The 19,388-nt window shown below is 42.9% G+C and carries 9 protein-coding genes and 4 pseudogenes; 3 read left to right on the top strand and 10 right to left on the bottom strand.

The window, feature by feature from the left end:
• Nucleotides 1–936 (bottom strand): annotated as a pseudogene (locus JJQ94_RS02390) (SPFH domain-containing protein).
• Nucleotides 937–1,072: 136 nt separating this feature from the next.
• On the opposite strand from JJQ94_RS02390, the pseudogene JJQ94_RS02385 reads away from it, so the two are divergent.
• A pseudogene (locus JJQ94_RS02385) lies at nucleotides 1,073–2,360 on the top strand (IS5 family transposase).
• A 282-nt stretch (nucleotides 2,361–2,642) separates the two neighbouring features.
• Here the strand turns inward: JJQ94_RS02385 and JJQ94_RS02380 are convergent.
• From JJQ94_RS02380 to JJQ94_RS02360, 5 genes and pseudogenes are all read right to left on the bottom strand, one after another.
• A complete protein-coding gene (locus tag JJQ94_RS02380) occupies nucleotides 2,643–3,953 on the bottom strand; it encodes a sensor histidine kinase (protein WP_099030801.1) in 1,311 nt (436 codons plus the stop codon).
• Nucleotides 3,946–5,302 (bottom strand): annotated as a pseudogene (locus JJQ94_RS02375) (sigma-54-dependent transcriptional regulator). Before JJQ94_RS02375 ends, JJQ94_RS02380 begins: the two are co-directional and overlap by 8 nt.
• A gap of 238 nt (nucleotides 5,303–5,540) precedes the next feature.
• On the bottom strand, nucleotides 5,541–7,979 hold the full coding sequence (locus JJQ94_RS02370; RefSeq protein WP_099030802.1) for an ABC transporter permease: 2,439 nt from the start codon (nucleotides 7,977–7,979) through the stop codon (nucleotides 5,541–5,543).
• On the bottom strand, nucleotides 7,979–8,704 hold the full coding sequence (locus tag JJQ94_RS02365) for an ABC transporter ATP-binding protein (RefSeq protein ID WP_099030803.1): 726 nt from the start codon (nucleotides 8,702–8,704) through the stop codon (nucleotides 7,979–7,981). Before JJQ94_RS02365 ends, JJQ94_RS02370 begins: the two co-directional genes overlap by 1 nt.
• Nucleotides 8,705–8,720: 16 nt before the next feature.
• Entirely contained in the window at nucleotides 8,721–9,968 is a 1,248-nt protein-coding gene (locus JJQ94_RS02360) for an efflux RND transporter periplasmic adaptor subunit (protein ID WP_099030804.1), read from the bottom strand.
• Between the two features lie 358 nt (nucleotides 9,969–10,326).
• On the opposite strand from JJQ94_RS02360, the gene JJQ94_RS02355 reads away from it, so the two are divergent.
• Entirely contained in the window at nucleotides 10,327–11,427 is a 1,101-nt protein-coding gene (locus tag JJQ94_RS02355; protein WP_099030805.1) for an ISAs1 family transposase, read from the top strand.
• 79 nt (nucleotides 11,428–11,506) lie between these two features.
• Nucleotides 11,507–11,743: a hypothetical protein gene (locus tag JJQ94_RS02350; protein WP_099030806.1), complete on the top strand. Its 237-nt coding sequence runs from the start codon at nucleotides 11,507–11,509 to the stop codon at nucleotides 11,741–11,743.
• A gap of 972 nt (nucleotides 11,744–12,715) precedes the next feature.
• Here JJQ94_RS02350 and JJQ94_RS24065 read toward each other — a convergent pair.
• The 4 genes and pseudogenes from JJQ94_RS24065 to JJQ94_RS02325 all read right to left on the bottom strand — a co-directional run.
• A pseudogene (locus JJQ94_RS24065) lies at nucleotides 12,716–13,153 on the bottom strand (ISAs1 family transposase); the annotation flags it as partial.
• 129 nt (nucleotides 13,154–13,282) lie between these two features.
• A complete protein-coding gene (locus tag JJQ94_RS02335; RefSeq protein WP_099030809.1) occupies nucleotides 13,283–15,814 on the bottom strand; it encodes a penicillin acylase family protein in 2,532 nt (843 codons plus the stop codon).
• A gap of 40 nt (nucleotides 15,815–15,854) precedes the next feature.
• On the bottom strand, nucleotides 15,855–17,513 hold the full coding sequence (locus JJQ94_RS02330) for a cyclic peptide export ABC transporter (protein WP_172439951.1): 1,659 nt from the start codon (nucleotides 17,511–17,513) through the stop codon (nucleotides 15,855–15,857).
• A gap of 28 nt (nucleotides 17,514–17,541) precedes the next feature.
• Entirely contained in the window at nucleotides 17,542–19,149 is a 1,608-nt protein-coding gene (locus tag JJQ94_RS02325; RefSeq protein ID WP_099030811.1) for an MBL fold metallo-hydrolase, read from the bottom strand.
• Nucleotides 19,150–19,388 lie beyond the last annotated feature (239 nt).

Below are 19,388 nucleotides of genomic sequence, written 5' to 3'. Positions count from 1 at the left end.
TTACCCTTGCTTTTTATTTAATGTATTAATAATAGACATGCCTTGTGCCACAAGCGAACTTGCATCTGTGCCATTGTCCGGTAGTAATACCACAGAAGATTCTTTGGCTATTGCTTCTTTTGCTGCAATGGCTTTTGTTGCTAAGTCAAGCTGGATGGCTTTTTTGACCTTCTTCGGTATTTGCGGCTTCACCGACTTTACGAAGGGCTTCGGCTTGTGCGTCTGCAACGGCAATAATCGCTTTTGCTTCACCTTCAGCTCTTAGGATCTGCTCTGCCTTTTCGGCTTCAGCTGCAAGCACCTGCGCTTGCTTCTTACCTTCCGCGACATTGATTGCGGCTTGACGGTCACCCTCAGACTCTAGTATTTGAGCTCGTTTCACACGCTCAGCCTTCATTTGTGCTTCCATTACTGAGTTTGGTGGTATACAATCTCGTAGCGCAGTACTTGAATGCCCCAAGGATCAGAAGCTGAGTTGATCGCGGCGACGATGTTGGTATTAAGTAAATCTCGCTCTTCAAAGGTTTTATCCAACTCCATTTTACCCAGTTCGCTACGCATGGTGGTTTGCGCGAGCTGAGTTACCGCGAAGATATAATCGTCAACACCGTAAGTCGCTTTATACGGATCTAAAACTCTAAAATAAAGTACACCATCAACAATCAATGAAATATTGTCTTTAGTTATGGCTGATTGAGATGGTACATCAACGGCTTGCTCCTTTAAGCTCCTATCGGAGGCTACGCGGTCGATAAATGGCAGAATAAAGTTTAGGCCGGCTTCTTTAGTGGATTGATACTTACCGAAACGTTCAATAATCCACGCACGGTTCTGCGGGACAAATTTGATACTCCCTTTTAGTACCACAATAACGAAAATCAATAAAAACGCTTGGATGGTAAAAAGGTAATCAAAAATAAGTGTGATTGGATCCATGTTAGCTCCTACTACATAGTCGCTCCTGAAACCAATTTAATTTATTGAATTACTTGAAGATCTAAACGATCTTACTACCCTCTAATTGCAGCTTTTTTGAATCACACAACCAAAACATTGCAATTTGAGTGTAAAAATGAAACCAAAACCAACCGCGCAAACACCACAAAAGCACCAGTTTCAAATCGAGCTTATTGATATTGTTTCACCCCGTCATGAGCTAGTGAAGCTAGCAAAACTCATTGATTGGCAGCGCCTAGAGGTTGAATTTAAACAGCATTATGGCGATAAAGGCGCTGGCGCCAAGCCTATCCGTTTACTTGCGGGCCTCGAATACCTGAAACAAATTCACAAATTGTCTGACGAAAATACGGTAGCCATGTGGTGCGAAAACCCGTATTGGCAATATTTTTGTGGCATGCAATTTTTTACGCATGAACCGCCTTGCTGCCCAAGTTCAATGACACGCTTTCGTAAGCGAATTGGCGAAGATGGGGTTGAGTTAATGCTGTCGTTAACTGTTGATGCGGGCCTTAAAAGTAATACCATCAAGCCTTCAAGCTTACGGGAAGTGGTTGTAGACAGCACCGTCATGGAGAAAAATATCGCCCATCCAACAGACAGTAAACTACTAGAAAAATGCCGTGATAAACTGGTTGGTTTCGCTAAGCAAGCCGGTATTCGGCTTAGACAAAGTTATGAACGAGTCGGCCCTAAGACCGCGCAAAAAGTAGCGCGCTATGCCCATGCCAAGCAATTTAAACGCATGAAGAAAACATTAAAAAAACAGAAAAACTATCTCAGACGAGCGATGAAAGACATCTTGAGAAAAATCACTGAGCAGCCAAGCCAGGCGTTTATCCATGCCCTAGAACAGGCCGAGCGGCTGTTAAAGCAAGAAAAAGCGAGTAAAAACAAACTCTATAGCCTACATGAACCCGATGTTGAATGTATCTCCAAGGGAAAAAGCGCGAAGCCGTATGAGTTTGGTGTCAAAGTGAGTGTCGCGACAACATTGAAAGAGCAGTTTGTGGTCTGCGCTCATGCAATGCACGGTAACCCCTACGATGGTGACACGTTATGGGAAACGTTGAGAATAGTAGAAAACGTCACAGATAAAAGGCCATACAGCTGTTTTGTAGATAGAGGTTATCGCGGGCATTTTGCAGAACGTTATGTGTGTATATTGCTGGGCAAAAGCGCGGTGTGACACCGAGCATTAAAAAGAAGCTCAAGCGACGCAATGCGATAGAGCCAATCATCGGGCACATGAAACAAGACGGTCACTTAGGGCTTAACCGCTTAAAAGGAAAGCTCGGTGACAAACTGTAGGCCAAAACTGCCGTAAAATCTTAGCCCAACTGCGGCTTTTTTATGTCTGGATTTTATATCAGCTATTAGCGGTAAAAAGCGCAGTGCAATAACAGAACTGTCGATAAAGATAATGCTCAGACTGGACTGATTACTGATATGGTTCAGCCAGTCTGAGCATAAAAACGTCAATATTCAGGACCGACTACATAAGAATTGTTCGCATCAAATGCATGTTCCCAATATAGATGAATAACGTAAGAATAGCTATTGGTTTGTTTTCTCCTCAGTGTATCTATGATTTTTTGACGAGTGACTATCAGGTGCGCTTCGATAGATGCTTACGCAAGCATGGGTGATGAGGGGACTTTAACCTCGTTTGCTCCCTTTTCTTATTACTTGGCGGTTGCTGGTAAAGTGATTACTGCTCTAGCCCCATGCCCATCCGGTTTATTGGTTAATGTCAGTTCACCACCATGGTTACGAATAATTTCTCTGCTTATTATTAAACCTATACCGGTTCCACCTTGTTTGGTTGAATAAAAAGGCACAAACAAGTTCGCCGTGTTGTCGATACCGCAGCCATGATCTTCCAGCGTTAAGACACAGGTTTGTTTAATCCGTTCGATGGCAAGCTGTATAGTACTTTTACCTCGCAGAGCATTTGCCTGCTGTGCATTGTTGAGTAGATTAATAAGTGCTTGCGTGAGTTGTTCTCCATCGCAGAGCAGTTGGCTATCCGTTGCAAGCGAGACTTGCAGCTCTGGGTACAATGTTTGCCAATGCTCAACCAATTGTTGAACAGGTTGAGCGGATAGGCTCAACTGTGGCAACTGGGCAATAGATGCGTAGCTGGAAATGAACTTTTGCAGATGGGTAGCCCGGCTCGCAATAACTTCTAGCATTGTGTCCCGCATATCTGATGAAATAACTGCTGTGTCAAACCTAAGAGATTGTGCCATCGAGCAGATTGGTGTCAGGGAATTTCGCACTTCATGATTCATGACAGTGATCAACTTTTGCCAGACGAATTTTTCATTTTCTCTAAGAATCTGCTCAAGTGTAACAAACACCAGTATTTCATACGTCCGGCTGCCTCGATGTAAATGATGTGTAGCAAGTGTGTATCTGGATGCTTGTTGTTTGATTTGCCAGCGATTTGACTGATTTTCCAAATTCAAGTCACTACAGTGTAACCCCTGCAATGTAACGCATTTGAACAAGTCATGTGCAGCAGTGTTGGCATGGTAAACATGTTGATGTGCATCTAGAATCACCACGGGCAGCGAGAGTTCAGAGATAAAATGGAAAACAAAAGATTCATTTTTGACATACTCTTGTCGTTTCTTATGTATACGTTTTGACATCTGTTTGATATCGCTCTTTAAAGCCGCAACACGGCCACTCTTGTATTGAGCAAGTTGCCAAATGTTGTATTCCTCTCCATTAATACTATCAAGTTGAGTTGAAATGGCGTTTAGGAGGTTAATGACTATATTGTAACACTTTGTTAGCGCCGCTAACGTAGGTGCCAAAAGTACCACAGCGATGGATAGTGAAGATAAAGTCGAAATACTTTGGGTGTGGACTATGTAGACCATTACACAAAGTAGGGAAATAACGGGAATAGAACACAATATCAGGAATTTGAATTCTAATGAGTGTGCCAGTTGTTTAGCGCGAAGTGCTTGCATTGGGTTAGCCATGCTCTGAAGCCTTCAGGGAGAGCCCATGCTTTTCAAGTCTGCGGTAAATTGCTGATTTACTGAGCCCCAGAAACTCCCCTGCAGCGATCACATTACCAGAAAAGTGCTGTATCGCATTTTCAATCATGCGCTTTTCAGCTTCTTCGAGGTTCATCAGGGGCACGTTAGATTCCTCGATAGTGTTATACTCGAGCTGAATATCTTCATCGTCTATAGCGCAGCCTTCTGATAATATAACCGCTCTTTCAAGAGCATGTGACAGTTCTCGAACATTGCCCGGCCAACTGTGTCTGGTTAACTTTTGCATGGCGGTAGTGGACAACGTGATGTGATTGGTAGAGGCTTGCTCTAATTGTGAAGCGCAGTGCCGATTGACATGTTTATTCACAAAGTAATTGGCCAGGACTGGAATTTCTTCCAGTCTCTCTCTTAGCGGAGGGATCGTGAGTACGATTGTATTGAGTCGATAGAGTAAATCCTGTCGAAAATTGCCTTTCTTTACGGCTTCAAACAAGTTGCTATTTGTTGCTGATATGACCCTTGCTTGATTAAACTCTGTATCTGACTTTCCCAATACTTCATATTCACCTGTTTCGAGAACTCTCAATAGTTTTGCTTGCAAGGGAAGTGGTAAGCTACCGATTTCATCTAAAAATAAAGTGCCATTACCAGCCATTTTAAATCGGCCAATACGGTGCTCTTTTGCATCTGTAAAAGCGCCCTTACAGTGGCCAAATAGCTCACTTTCAAAGAGCTCAGCAGGTATTGCAGCCATGTTAACGCTGGTTAAGTTATGGCGCTGAGCGCGCGCTGTGAGTATGCAAAAAGTGCGCAAGTAAGCTTTTTCCACTCCCGCTTTCACCCAAAATGAGTACATTGGCATCAGTTTTTGCGACCTTTTTGGCTCTTTGTAATATGTTTTTCATCGCAGTGCTTGCGTATATATACTCTGAGTCGGATGACGCTATTTGTAATTTAGAGGGCAGATAACGCTTAACGGTGTTGATCAGGCGTTTATTGTCCCAAGGCTTTTCTATTAAGTCACAGGCTCCTAGCTGCATTGCCTCTACAGCCAGTTCTATCCTTGCCCAGGCGGTAATTATGATGACAGGCAAAGTAAAGTTATTATGTCTCATCCAGGTTAAAAATTGTAACCCTTCCTTCCCAGAGGTTGTATCATGAGTGAAGTTCATATCTAGCAAAACAAGTGAGATGTCATGTTTGCTCAATAGTGATTTGGCAAGCTCTGGATGCTCGGCTTCGATGCACTGTAAGCCGTGACTTTGCAATACGATTTGAGCAGACATCCGCACATCAGGGTTGTCTTCGATTATTAAAACAGCTGTCAAAGTTGTTGCGCCTCCGCTATATGTGCGGCATGAATACCAATTGATTTAATTCTCCAATCAATTTGAAGGGGGCAAATACCATATTAGCTTCGTTAAAAATTTCTTATTTAGAACAACTGATTCTTATTTAGAACGACTGAATAGTAATTTTTTACCTTGCTATTTAAGCTAATTCCCCGCTTCACAATAGCTTAATTACTTAATGCAAATGGTATAAGCCGCCATATAGCTTTTGAATTTATTGTTGTCTGAGTACCTTCATTGGAGATGATTTTATCAGTTTTCGCATTGGATAGTAGGCAACAACATATGCAAAAAGCAATAATAATGTGATCACAGGCACAAGCCAACTGATTTTAACGGACATCCAGTCAGTAAGTGAGTCAGCAAAACCGAAGTATAGGCCTGTAACCATCAAGCATGCGGTACTAATTGCAGTTATGATGGGCCCCATGGTATCGCACGTGAGCAAGATATAGAGCTGCTTCTTCTTGGCTCCGAGTGCCATTCGCATGCCAAATTCATATTTTCTATTGTGAAAGCTATAACTTAACACACCGTATATTCCTACGCCACATAGCAACAATGTGAATCCACACAATGTGAAGCCCAATATTAAGGTCATACGCTCCAAATATGTAACTGAATTGTAGGCTTGGCTCAAATTGGTGAATCGCCAGATACCGGCATTTCCATGAACACTTCGAATGGCCTTGAGTACTTGCTCTCTGGTGAGAGGCTTGTCTTGATCCATTTTTACAATATAGGGGTAACCAAGTGGCAGTGCGGGCCACCAAATCATTTTCCCTTGATGTTTGTCAAATTCACTTGGATGATTAAAATTTTCACTTATACCAACGACCTCAGCTGGCACATCGGGGTTAAAGCCGAAATAGGAATCACCGATCATGCTGCCATCGGGCTTGAGTAGATCGTTAACCGCTTTCGTAACAATAACCTCTTCAGTATTGCCTCTAATTGCACTCTCACTGAAGTTACGCCCTTCAATTAGTTCAAGCCCTGTCAAGTCAAAATAATCTCGCCCAACATTGCCAATTGGCATGGTGGGAGTAAGCTGACCTGACATATCACGCATCGCAGAAATGCGTTGAGACTCTTGTAAAGGACTTTCACCGTGCGCAACACCTTGCACATTGGGAACTTTCATTAGTGCTTGTTTAAATAGTTCAATTTTACCGAAGCGTTCCGGAAAAGGTGTCTGATCATTGGGTATGTGTAGCATAACACTGTACATATTCTGGACTTCAGTCCCGACTGGACGTAGTAATGTGTCTGTGCTTTTACTCAGGATTAGAGAAGCCCCCAACACTAGTGAAGTGGTAAAAAACAATTGTATCGATATCAGCACTCTGGTAGCAGTTTGATTTAACTGATTAGTGCTGCCTTTACCTGAGGATTGGGCTCCATGGCGAAGTTGTTCGAAATTGATCATACGTGTCGTGATATATGCAAACAAGAAGGCCAAGCTTAAAGTCAAGGTAAGCGCGCTGATCATAACCGTTGCATCGAGTGAAAGCGCATCTACTAACGGTAAATATCCTTGTGTCAGTGACTTGACCAACTGGATCTCCCATGCTGCTAGAAATAGAGCGACGAGAACCGATGCGCCCGTAAGTATCAGAGATTCAAAAAGAATGTTGTTAAATAACAGTCGTCGCTTGGCACCGAGCATGGCTTGTAATGCAAGTTGTTTCTGTATAGCTTGAGATCGGGAAATAAATAAGTTGCTAACATTCAAGATAGCAATGAGCACTAGGCACGTGATGCTTATCATGACGATAATGGCCAACTTATCTTTGTCACCCACTTCAACCTCTCGGAAGCTGCGCACTATGGGTTCTATTCTTACTAGTTCTGGTTCCGCCGCTTTCCACTCGGTTTGTGTTGAGATTATTTGCTGCTGCAGCTTTTCGGTGATGTGTGAGAATTTGAGCTCTGGCTTGACGATTGCCAGCAGTTTAAGGTCTCTTTGTCGACTACTCCAAGCATCGTATTGTCCGCGTTGATCTCCAAAGTACCTTTCGTCCTCAGAAAACGGTAGCCACAACTGACTCTTTCCTTGATTCAAAAAGTGTGGATCGCGAAACTGCTGTGCAGTTACACCAACTATGGTATAAAATCGGCCTATGATGCTCAGGCTCTCCCCTAAGACAGATTGCTTACCTGAAAAATAGGTTTGCCATAGCTCGTAGGAAATAAGAACTTCGGAGTGTTTCTGATTGATTTCTTCTGTTGGGCTAATATGGCGGCCAATTGCAAGAGGCATTTTGATCATCGCATAGTAATCATTCGATGCAAATGTGATGTCCAGTTTGGGCTGGCCTGGCAAGTTATCTACAACATCTGAGAAACTGTTGATCAGTGCTCGTGTCTCAAATAGATCTTCTTCGCGGTACCAGTCGAGCATGGCCTGCATGCTTTGATATCCGGCACTACTATTTTCGGTAAATAGGTTGCGTTGTTCAACAACTGCAAAGTGCGACTCATTCTGTATGTTGAGTGGCTTGATAAAGTAGCTACTTAAAAGGCTCATTGCAACGAAGAAGCAGCTGAGCGTAATAGCTAACGTCAATATGAGAGTAATGCAAAAGCTAGGTACCTGTGATAAATTTTTTAAAGCCAAATGGCTTTGGCTTTTGAGTTGTCTTAGGTTCATCAGGTTGCCTCCGATAAGCTAACTTCTTTGGCGGAAGAGGATTGAGAAACCAATTTGCCGTCAAGTAACTGTATCTGCTGTTTAGCGTAACCGGCATAACGAATATCATGTGTAACCATACAAATGGTGGTTCCGTTTTCATTTAGCTCGCTAAGTAATGCCATTACTGCATCTCCATTTGCTGAATCTAAATTACCGGTGGGTTCGTCGACAAGTAGGATGCTGGGTGAGCCTGCTAAAGCCCTTGCTATCGCCACTCGTTGCTGCTGGCCACCTGATAGTTGGTTTGGCTTGTGATTTGCGCGATGTGTCATTTCTACTTGCGCTAAGGCCCGCTCGACTCTTTGTTTGATGTCACCGCTGCTGAGCGCCGGCTCGCGATACTCTAAAGGCAAGGCGACGTTGTCAAACACATTTAAACTATCTAATAAATTAAAAGACTGAAAGACAAATCCAATATGTCGATTACGAAGCTCTGCTTGTGTGTCAGCATCCAGTGTATGGGTGTCGGTATCATGCACCTTGTAGCTACCACTGGTAATATTATCTAGCAACCCCAGAATACTCAGTAATGTCGACTTTCCTGAGCCGGATGGACCACTGATAGAAAGGTAATCGCCTTCTCGGATTGTCAGGTTAATATCACTTAATGCATGTGTTTCGACATCTTTCGTTCTGTACACTTTACTAACCTTTTGCAAAGTTAGGATCGGGCTCTTTTCCATTGATGATTCCTTATAATTAATTTTTGATTGGTACGGTTTTTAAATGTTTTATTTCATCTATATCAGAAACAACCACCTGGTCTCCAACTTGCGCATCACTCAATATTTCAATGACATTACCTGCCATACTACCAAACTGAAACTTTTTCTGGACCAGCGAGTAGTTGGCTCTATTGAATACAAAAAGCTGTGCACTTTTATGGGCTGATGCAGCTTGTGGAGTCTGTACGAATAAGGCTTCGTGTTTGACTGTTGTAACAATTTTCCCCTCGATAGTGAGAGCGGGTCGTGCATTGGCTGGTAATTCCCCTAGGAGCTCCATTTCAATTTCAATTCTCCCTTCTCTGACAACGGGTACAATGCGGGTTACTCGCGCATCGACATAACCTGAGAAGGTATTAATTACACCTTTCTGACCAATTAAAATTTGGCTAGCATCACGTTCAGGGACCATTAAGTCCGCTAATAGGTGTTTTTCACTGCCTACCAAAGCTAGCAACTGGCCGCGCTCAATCGTTTGACCCTGGTCAACATGTAATTCCTGAAGCATTCCACTGATACCTGCCCGAACTTGTAATTGTTCGACTGCTTCCTGTGCAGCCAGATAACTGAGTTGGTATTCACTCAATAACTCCTGCTCAATTTGAACTCTGCGTACGTGTAAGGCTTTTTGTTGCTCGAAGCGTTGTTTAGAGAATGCCAGCCTTTGTTCAAGCTGGGATACTCTTAGCTGGGAGCTTTTATGATCTAACGCGGAGACAATTCCTTTTTTTACTAACTGTCTCTCAGCCTGCTCACGTAACCTAGCGCTTTCAAGTTCACTATGCAGTAATGTGATCTCGCCTTGGGTGGTCAGCTCATCATTTCTTTGACTGAGCTTTAATGCTTCTAAATTTGCTTTTTGTCGACCTAGAGCAAGCCGTTCCCGATTGAGCTGTTGTTCCAGTTCAGGGTTAGAAAGGCGCAAAATAATGGTTTCTTTTTCGACTCTGCTACCTGGTAAGTGCACGACTTCTGCAACCTGAGCTGAAAATCCGGTGGTGATTTGGCGACGGAATTTAGAGCGTAGTTGACCGTAGCCCGAAACGCTGAGCTCCAAGTCGCCTTTTTGAACTGTAGCAAGCCTCAATTCATCAAAATAGAGGTTCGGCTCTTTGTGCTGGATCAGGTAAATTACCAAGATGAAAACAATGCTGAGAGTCACATAAGGTAACCACTTTAATTTACGCTTTTTGCTTTTTTCTAAACTTGCTTTAATGTCCATAATCGCTACCGCCTATTTTCAAGGAGATAACTACTAGCTAATTTTATGCCAATGTTTTATGGCTTATTATAAGGTGTTTTTACTTATTTATGATGTAGGAATTCCCATTTGTGGGAAACTTCGAGTCTTTAATGGGAACTTTTTGTATCGTAATTTTTTAAGCGGAAGCTTTTTGAATTTTATAGTGGTTAATTTAATTATTATATAAATATAAACATAAACATAAAACACCCACCCTGAAACCAATTTAATTTATTGAATTACTTGAACCCTAATTCAACTCTGAAGTGCAGGGCGGGATCGCACTTTTAGCTAATTTATGATCAAATAGCGCCAATCCCATTGCTAGGCGCAACCTATGAATCTGATTGAACACCTTACAGTTGTAGAAGAAACTCGCTCTGATATTAACAAAAAGCACGACTTAGTTGATGTCATTTTCCTTGTTATTAGTGCCATCATGGCAGGTGCTGAAGGTTGGCAAGATATCCAGCTCCATGGCGAGTCGAAGGAAGATTGGTTGCGGCAGTATCGGCCGTTTAAAAACGGGATCCCAAAGCGCCATACCATCGCTCGGATCCTCAAATCTGTGGTGGCAGAGTCACTGCTGGAAGCGCTGTTAAACTGGGTCAACGAGCAGCGACAAACCGCAGGCAAACCAGTTATTGCACTCGACGGCAAAGTACTGCGTGGTTCATATCGCGGCGATAAAAAGGCGGCATTACAACTTGTTACTGCATACGATACAGAGTCAGGGTTAGTATTGTCACAACAGTCCACCGAAACCAAGCAAGGCGAGATAAGTGTTGTGCGGCAAATGCTTGAAGTGCTTGATATTAAGGGCAGTGTTATCACAGTGGATACGCTACATTGTCAACGGCAAACACTAGAAACGATTGCTGCGAAAAAAGCCGATGTTGTGGTACAGGTTACAAAGAATCAACCCAAGCTACACCAGGCTGTAACCGAGCAATTTCAACGCGTATTCGATGCTGGTAAAGAGCAAGTCGTAACCGAGGTAAAGCAGCAGGCACATGGTCGCACAGAGACGCGGATAGTGTATCAACTCAAGCCAAAATTAGACGAAACGTTAGCGGCGCGTTGGCCGACAATCCGCAGCATCATCGCGGTAGAACGGCACAGAGCCTGCGGCGGTAAAACCAGTATTGATACCAGCTACTACGTCAGCTCAATGTCACCAAAACATAAGATGCTAGGCCACTACATCCGCCAACACTGGCGTATAGAGAACGGTCAGCACTATGTATTAGATGTTGTTTTTAAAGAGGATGCATCAAGAATTTGTCTCGATGGTGCGGTGGAAAATATGGCCCTATTCAGGCGTTTTGTAATGAATATGCTCAAGCAGTGTGAGTGCGGCTTACCGAGTCAACGTAGCAAATTGAAAACTGCTGGCTGGAACGACAAATTTAGGGCACAGGTGTTCTTTGGCTTATAAGTAATCAAAGTATGCTCCGCCCCTGGGGTGGCACTCGCATAATCGCGTTTTTTCTGCGACCTCTTCATAGCAACTGCGTGTGTCATATGCACCATCACTTGATACTCTGTCTATATTTCTGCGAATTGGTGAGGATGGGGTTGAATTGATGTTTTCATTAACTGTTGATGCTGGCCTTAAAAGTAATACCATCAAGCCTTCAAGGTTGCGGGAAGTGGTCGTAGACAGCGATGCCATGGAGAAAAATGTTGCCTACTCAACAGACAGTAAACTACTAGAAAAATGCTGCGATAAACTAGTTGGTTTCGCTAAGTAAACGGGCATTATGCTTAGGTAAAGTGATGAGTGATTGGGCGCTAAGGCAACGCAAAAAGTAGCGTGTTATGCTCATGCCAAACAATTCAAATACATGAAGAAACACTGAAAAAGCAGAAAAACTATCTCAGACGAGCGTGAAAGACATCTTGCGGAAAATCACTGGGCAGCCGAGTCAGGAGTTTATCCATGTCCTACAACAGGCTGAGCGGCTGTTAAAGCAAGAAAAAACGAGTAAAACAAATTCTATAGCCTACATGAGCCGAGTGTTGAATGCATCTCCAAGGGAAAAAACGCAAAGCCATATGAGTTTGGTGCCAAAGGGATTGTCGCGGCAACATTAAAGAGCAGTTTGTAGTTTTCTCTCATGCAATGCATGGCAACCCCTATGACGGTGGCACGTTATGAGAAATGTTGAGAATAGTAGAAAACGTCACAGATAAAAGGCCGTACAGCTGTTTTGTAGATAGGGGTTATCGAGGACACTTAGCATTATGATGTGTATATTGCAGGGCAAAAGCGCGGAGTGACACCGAGCATTAAGAAAAAACTCAGGCGACGCAATGCGATAGAGCCAATCATCGGGCACATGAAACAGGACGGTCACTTGGGTCTTAACCGCTTGAAAGGAAAGCTCGGTGATAAGCTTAAGTAGGCCAAAACTGCCGTAAAATTCTAGCCCAACTGCGGCGTTTTTATGCCAGGATTTTATAGCAGCTATTAGCAGCGCGAAGTGTTCTATAATAACGTAGTTGTCAATAAAAATAATGCTTAGTCTGGACTGATTTTGTGCGGCCAGTCTAAGCATCAAAACGCCAATATTCAGAATTGACGACTTACAGTGTCTTTCGGCTGCGACCAGCGAAGTAAGTCCCGGCGCCCATGGCTACTGCTGACTTGTACATCATCAGGCAAAACATTCTCTTCTTCAAAGGCTATTTCAAAACATGAAGTGACTGCTTTATAAAGTGTTATCTGATTTACTTTCTACTGTACGCGGATACAAAGTTAAACCAGACTCACAATCAAAAGCGGACACCACGTGTAAGTTATTCTTACGTTTTTTGCTGGCTCCATGCAGGGTTTTACCATCAAACGAAATTATCGGATCACTAGAATGAGAGTGCTGTTGGTTGACCCAACTGAACAAGATAAAAGTCAGCGAATCAGCTTCCACTGTTTTAAGAATACGTGCAATGCTATGTCGCGTTGGAATACCGTGCTTAAATGCTCTGAACTGCCGGAGCTACGGTAGTTTACCATGCCCGAACACTTCGATATCTTTCCAGCCTTCACAACTGGATAAAAGCGCTGAGATGATAAGAAACAAAACATCAGTAAGATCATGATGTTGGTTAATGGAAGAACGCTTACCTTCAACAAGTTCAAGGTGGCTAAATAACGACCTAATTAACACGTAGATAGTGATAATGTGGGCGTTATTAGATCAGAAAAGAGCTGGGTGTTAAATCCTTTTTACAAAGTGTGATCCGCCGTGTTATGAGGAGTTACACCTTAACAGGTGCAACTCCTTCCTAAGCTATTTATCAACCTGGAGGTTTGACTCAGAAATCAGAGCTAAGCTTATGTCTGCCGAGTTAAAAATAATAGGTCTGAGTATTGGCTGCTCAGAGTATAAGTGTGTTTGGTCATCATAGTGTTCAGACTGAGGGTTTGTAGACTGAGAGTGAGTTAATAGACCACGCGCTATAGGCCCATTTTCGTCCCACGAAACGACCATTATCCAGCTAGAACCAAACCCAACCTGATAACCTTGGCTGCCGAGCCCGGTGACAAGTGGCTGTTGAGTTGCGACATTGATACTGGCAGGGTAAATCTTTTTCTGATAGCTAGAAGAATCAAACTGGTAGAAGCTTTCAAATGTGTTAAAACCACCTTCTATTTCGTGAGTACCAGCCCAAGGCAAGCGTGTTCGTTGCTCACTACCATCTACATTGACGTTTTCAACGAACTGAACATCCCCCAGTTTGGCATCCAGTGGCCATTGTGCTGTTTGTACGTTCAGCATCGCAACTGCTAGCCCCGCAAGTGCGGTGCCATCTGTGGTTAGCGAATTAGGCGTATTAACAGGATCCGCTGGATCAAATGGTACTGTTAAATGAGGGATGTAGTACGCTACTGATGCCAGCTCTCTGACTAAATGCCCTGCGATACTGTCCTTGTCCTGCTTCATATTCCAAGCTTGCAGGGCTTTACATCCAGGAGCAACACTGATTGACAAGCCCTCAGCTACGGGAATTGGCATATCTCCTGCGGCTTTACATTGCATAATGACCTGAGGTACAACGGTTTCACCAAAATAGATACGATTGGAGAACAACGCATCTTCCACTTCTTGTCCTGAAAATTTGTTGTCATCGCCACGGCTGTCTTGCAACATGGTGAGGCTCATTCTGGTACGAAGAGACAGTTGTGTTTTCTCCGGACCATACAAAGGTGAATAGCCCTCAAGTAAGTTATCCAGGTTTGTTGCCCAGTGACTGTCATTGGAGTTTTGTACATAATGACTGCTGGTTAGCTGAGGTGTTTTATCAAAAGGGACTGCTTGTGTATGGAAGACTGTGCTCGAAAAAGCAGGCACAACGGCAATACCATTGTTCACGAGAATATCGTTAAGTACCGGGCTTTCTTTGATGGTAGTTAGAACTACATCAGAGAGAGCTGGCACGTTAGTATCATCAATATAAAATGACTGTCCCGATTTATCTGCATAAACCGTATTTGTATAACCAACCCCGTCGAATTTTTTGAATGCTGCTTTAAACGAATCGAGATCTTGAGCTGTATTTACCGCAAGCCAGTGATCAAGTAATTCGTTATTATATAAATTTGTGTCGTTGACTATATACGCATTTTGATCATTCCAGGGGATAATTCCTTGGGCTTCAATAAGGGGTCCGTGGTCCGTAAAGTAGAAGTCTTTTTCTAGAGTGACGATGGTACCGTTGATCAAGGCATCAACTTTGATCCTTTCAACCTCAATCTTATGTTCCTTACCATCCATTAGGTAAGTAGTGCGGTCGCCCGGCTTGAGTTGCAATTGATAGAAAGCGCGTGTTGTGGCATCTGACAGTGTATGAGTCCAGGCAATGTTGTCATTAAATCCTATATTCACTATGCCGGGGATCCCCATCAGAGACGCACCGGAAACGTTGAGTACTCCTGGAATTTCCATATGAGCTTGCCAGAAGCGATATGCGCCGGAATGTGGGTAATGGGGGTTGGCTAGAAGTATCCCTTTGCCGTTTTCGGTCGCTTCTTTTCCTAAGCCCCAGGCATTAGAGCCAAAACCTGACTTAGGTTTGTCCATAATACTGGTTATGTTTTTTGTCCGTAATCCTGACACCCTCGCTTTCTCTTGAATCGGTCTGGGTTGCCACTCTAGTGTGTCCCCAGGATTGGCATATGCCAGTGAAAAAATGCTGCCGCCAAGACCCGTTGAAATTGCATTGGCGTAGAGATAGGTTAAGACATCGACCTCATTAATTTGGCGTAACCAAGGTGCCGTAGCGCATTGTTCTGGTAACGTTTGTTTACTTTTAGCCTCAGCAAAGTAGTGGTTGTATCCCTTCACATACCCTTTTATAAGTGCTTGCGACTCTTGGCTCAGTTGTGGCAAATTTTCTTGTGCTTTTTCTTTTAGTTTTAGAAATTTGTAAACAAAGTCAGTCATCAAGTTGATATTATCTTCAAATGTAGCTAAATCTGGGCCGTGGTACTTTGAGCGCTCAGAATTGACTCTGACAATTTCGTCGGAAATAAAACATATGTTATCTTCAGCCTGAGCATAGCCATTACCAAAAGCGGCGCTCTCTAAATTATTCGCTTTTATATGAGGTACCCCATAGGTGGTGCGCTTAATCTCTACCTTATATTGGGCACCCTCCTCAAAAATTTTATCGTCTTGGATAATATAGCTAATTTTCGGTTCTGCTGGTTCTTCCACGCCTTGGTCATCAGGTGGTAATATTACAGGATGTTTATCATCGTCAGAGCAGCCTGATAGGCAGGTAAGTGCAATCGCCGACAACGAAATTAGGGTTTTGTTCATTTACTATGACCTCGTATTTTAGTGTTTATCGTTTTAATTATTAGGTTGAGCTGGTATTTTGTGTTTGCTCAGTTAAAGATGTGCCATTTTGATGTTTTTGTGTAATGTGGCTAACCAACTTACCTTGATCAAACTTAAAAAGGTTGTCAGCGACATGAAAGTACTGCTCATCGTGACTAATCACAAGAACCGTTTTGTTTTTGCGTTTGAGCTCAGGTAGTAACGTTTTATAAAACAACTCTCTGAAGTATGGATCTTGGTCGGCGGCCCATTCGTCTAGGATGTAGTAGGGAGAATCTTCCAGAAATACCAACAGCAAAGCTAAGCGCTTTCTCTGGCCATGAGAGAGTTTGGTGGTAGATAAACGTCCCTGATCAACTTTTACTTTGTCAGTTAACTCTAGCTTTTCAATAAGCGCGTTGATTTGCTCGTCGTCGGCTGGGTTACCCTGGCTATTGAGTGCGGTATCAAACAAGTAAAAGTCCGAAAAAATAGTACTGAACAACGCCCTATAGGCTTGAACATTGTGTGATCTTAAGGACCACTCACCAATTTCAATTTTACCATCATGTGGTAAATATAAGCCATTGATAAGTTTGGCAAAGCTTGACTTTCCGCTACCGTTTCCACCACATATAAACGACACCTCATTGGCAGGGAGTTCCATCGTGACAGGGCCAATTTGAAATGAGTAGTCATCTTCTTTTTGTGGGTAGCTGTAAGTCAGATTGGTGATTTTGATTGTACTGGGTAAAGGTGAGGGCTGCTCATGTTGGGGTAGGTCTTGGCTGACGGCAATCTGCAAAGATTTAATTTTTGAATATGCAACCTTGCCTCGCGCCAAACCCTCAAAGCTATTCATGATGGAGGTCAAAGGTCCTATCAAGTAGGTAATGACCAGCAAAAAGGCACTGATGATTTCAATGTTAGTGGGTAACCAGGTTTTTGCACTCAGTACGACACTGGCGAGTGCAAAAAACAGCATTGCATTAGCCCAGTTTCTGCTTAAACTCCAATATTTTGCAGCTTTTACATCCGCGTGGTAGACATCTGCCATGCAGGGTAAAGCTTGCTTGTTCAGAAAGAAATCACTGCGTTTTGCTGATAAACTAAGCTCTCTCCCGCCATCTACAAGCTGCTGCACGAAGCCAAACAGAGAGTCTTCATGTTCCCGCAAAATAGAGAAATAACGATTTCCCAATCGCATCATAAACCACGTGACCGTGACCGCGACGACCAAAATCGACAGTAATAGGAGCAGATGAACGACTGACAAGTAGCCTAGGTACAGGAAACAGAGCAACAGGGTTGTCAGGTTGAAAAACAGCATTGGCGCCATAGTGAGCGCATGCGCAATGCTAGCAACATCAGAATTCAGGGTTGCTAAGAGTCGGTGGCCACCAATTGTATCGAGTGTACTAAATTCAGTGTTGATAATACGCTGGAACATACTCTCCCGGAGGCTTCTTACAACCTTCGCGCCCAAGAGCGAAAAGATGAATTGTGACAAAAAGCCTACAAGAAACATCATTATGATTAGTCCCAGTAAATAGAGTGCTTGCCAGGCATCACTAATATCTGTGGTGATAGCATCATTTATAGCAGCAAGCACTCCAATACCCGCAAACGAAGCGCAGGTGCTAAGTATGGTAGATAGTATTAGCTTGCTCTTATGAGCTTTTGCTATTTCAACGATCAAGTTTTTTCTCCCATCATGAGCAAAGTAATCAATTAGTGGGTAGGGTAATTACGTTTCTTTCAACTAATCGTTGACAGGGTATGTCTTTTGAATCGCAGGATTTTATCAACTTGTCGGACTGAATAATCTGCTCAGCATCATCATCGTAATCCAAGCCCATAAAATATTTGTACCAAGGTTCAATACCCAGTGCGTAAATATAAACTTGTTTAGGAGAGAAGGTTTCAATCATATGCACTGCTTGCTCAAAATCTGCGCCGTTCAGGCGCCTGGACTCTTTTACTTTCCGGCTTACAGTCTGTGTATAAAGTGCACCATATAACCATGTGTATGGTGCGCCTATACATTCCATGCCGATAGCAAGTAAATCCACATCGCCAACCGTGTTTTGAATGTGCTTGTACATGGCAGGATCTAGATTAGATGAATCGGCGCCAAAAAACATTTTCTGACCAGCGCTTTCAATGAGCCAGGCTGTTTTCGAGCGAATGTTGAGATCACCATGCTCACCCAGAAACGGGATCGCCCTAATGGAACCGTCAGCAAACGGGAGTAACTCCATATCTTCTACTTCCATTATCTTAAAACCTAACTGAGAGAGCAGGAGTTTCACTGATGGGTCGGCAAGGCTACCTCCATTGTTTTTAGGCGCCAGAACTAGATCTGTTTTATGTCTTAGCTGAAGTAGGGTTTCTAAAGAAATATGATCCTGATGGTTATGTGTAAGGCAAATGTAGTCAATTTTTTCCGGTAATTCGGCAAAGGAAACCATTTTGTCTCTAGTATCAGGTGTTGGTGATGCTATGCTAGGATCGATCAGGATGGCAGAATTTGGTGTTTCAATAAGAAAGCCAGCATGGCCGGTATACTTGAGACGGACACCTTCAGTTGGCGGCGTTGAAGTTCGATGGGGTGGTGTTTCGGTGAATAAGGCTCTCCAATCTAACCCGCCACTGGCGTTGTACTTTTCCAGAATTTCCTTAATTTCATGCCCATATATGGGGGTTGTCCGGCATGCAAATAGGGTATCTAGATCTTTGTTCGCAAATTGGATATCGAATTGGCAATGGTTGTCGTCAGGTAATCTGGGGGTGCTTAGAACAAAAGGTCTTTCTTCCACCTTTTCGAGTGAACCGAAGGAGACACTCTGTAGATGAGGCTTGTAATAAGTGCTGTTGTACAGCAGTGGTTCTATCAGACGGTATCCCGCGTTATGGTACATGTCCATCGTTAGTTCCACGTACCCTTTTAGTGGTTCTGGAACTTGAGCATATAAGTGCTCTACGGATTCTCCACTCGTGTGAGACAGCAATAGCTCATCCAATTCCTTTACAGCTTTGGAAAGGGAGACAACATCGCTCAATTCATTATCTATTTTTGCTATTAGCTTCTTGATATCTTCTATTTGTGCTTCAGAACAGTTTAAAAACTCACCGCCAGTAAGTGCTGACTGACCTTTTGCTAATAAGTGTAGTTGGTAATTATTAACAAACGAACTCATTATTCTTCTGTGAGTGTTTGTAGTATGGCGCGCGGATGTGATTGGAGGGATTAAGTATGGCCACGCATACCAGTTATTGAATAAAGGTTCGAAATATACGCTTTCCTTAAGGTAAAGTTTGTTTTTATTGTTCATAGTCTAATTCCTTTATTATTATTTTCTTTTTATCATTTCATATCGATATGGTGATTTCAATATGTGGTGTGTTTAATAGTTTGTTAAATTAATTTCTTATATAAAATTATATTGAAGTCAATGTCTTTATTGTTATTTTGTGGATTGATGTTTTTTTTGTCATTTCGTTTTTCGGTTTAAATTTTTTCTTTTTTTGATGGTTGGTAACATTTAGTTTTCAAAAAGTGTGTTTTTATTAT

It is taken from the genome of Pseudoalteromonas sp. GCY (genome assembly GCF_016695175.1).
Lineage (GTDB): Bacteria > Pseudomonadota > Gammaproteobacteria > Enterobacterales > Alteromonadaceae > Pseudoalteromonas.
Note: the sequence above shows the minus strand (reverse complement) of the source record. Positions and strands in the feature narration are given on the sequence as shown.

Excerpts from the sequence above, each read along its gene's own strand:
- JJQ94_RS02370 (WP_099030802.1), bottom strand. The coding sequence starts at position 7,979 with ATGAACCTAAGACAACTCAAAAGCCAAAGCCATTTGGCTTTAAAAAAT.
- JJQ94_RS02355 (WP_099030805.1), top strand. The coding sequence starts at position 10,327 with ATGAATCTGATTGAACACCTTACAGTTGTAGAAGAAACTCGCTCTGAT.
- JJQ94_RS02365 (WP_099030803.1), bottom strand. The coding sequence starts at position 8,704 with ATGGAAAAGAGCCCGATCCTAACTTTGCAAAAGGTTAGTAAAGTGTAC.
- JJQ94_RS02335 (WP_099030809.1), bottom strand. The coding sequence starts at position 15,814 with ATGAACAAAACCCTAATTTCGTTGTCGGCGATTGCACTTACCTGCCTA.
- JJQ94_RS02380 (WP_099030801.1), bottom strand. The coding sequence starts at position 3,953 with ATGGCTAACCCAATGCAAGCACTTCGCGCTAAACAACTGGCACACTCA.
- JJQ94_RS02360 (WP_099030804.1), bottom strand. The coding sequence starts at position 9,968 with ATGGACATTAAAGCAAGTTTAGAAAAAAGCAAAAAGCGTAAATTAAAG.
- JJQ94_RS02325 (WP_099030811.1), bottom strand. The coding sequence starts at position 19,149 with ATGAACAATAAAAACAAACTTTACCTTAAGGAAAGCGTATATTTCGAA.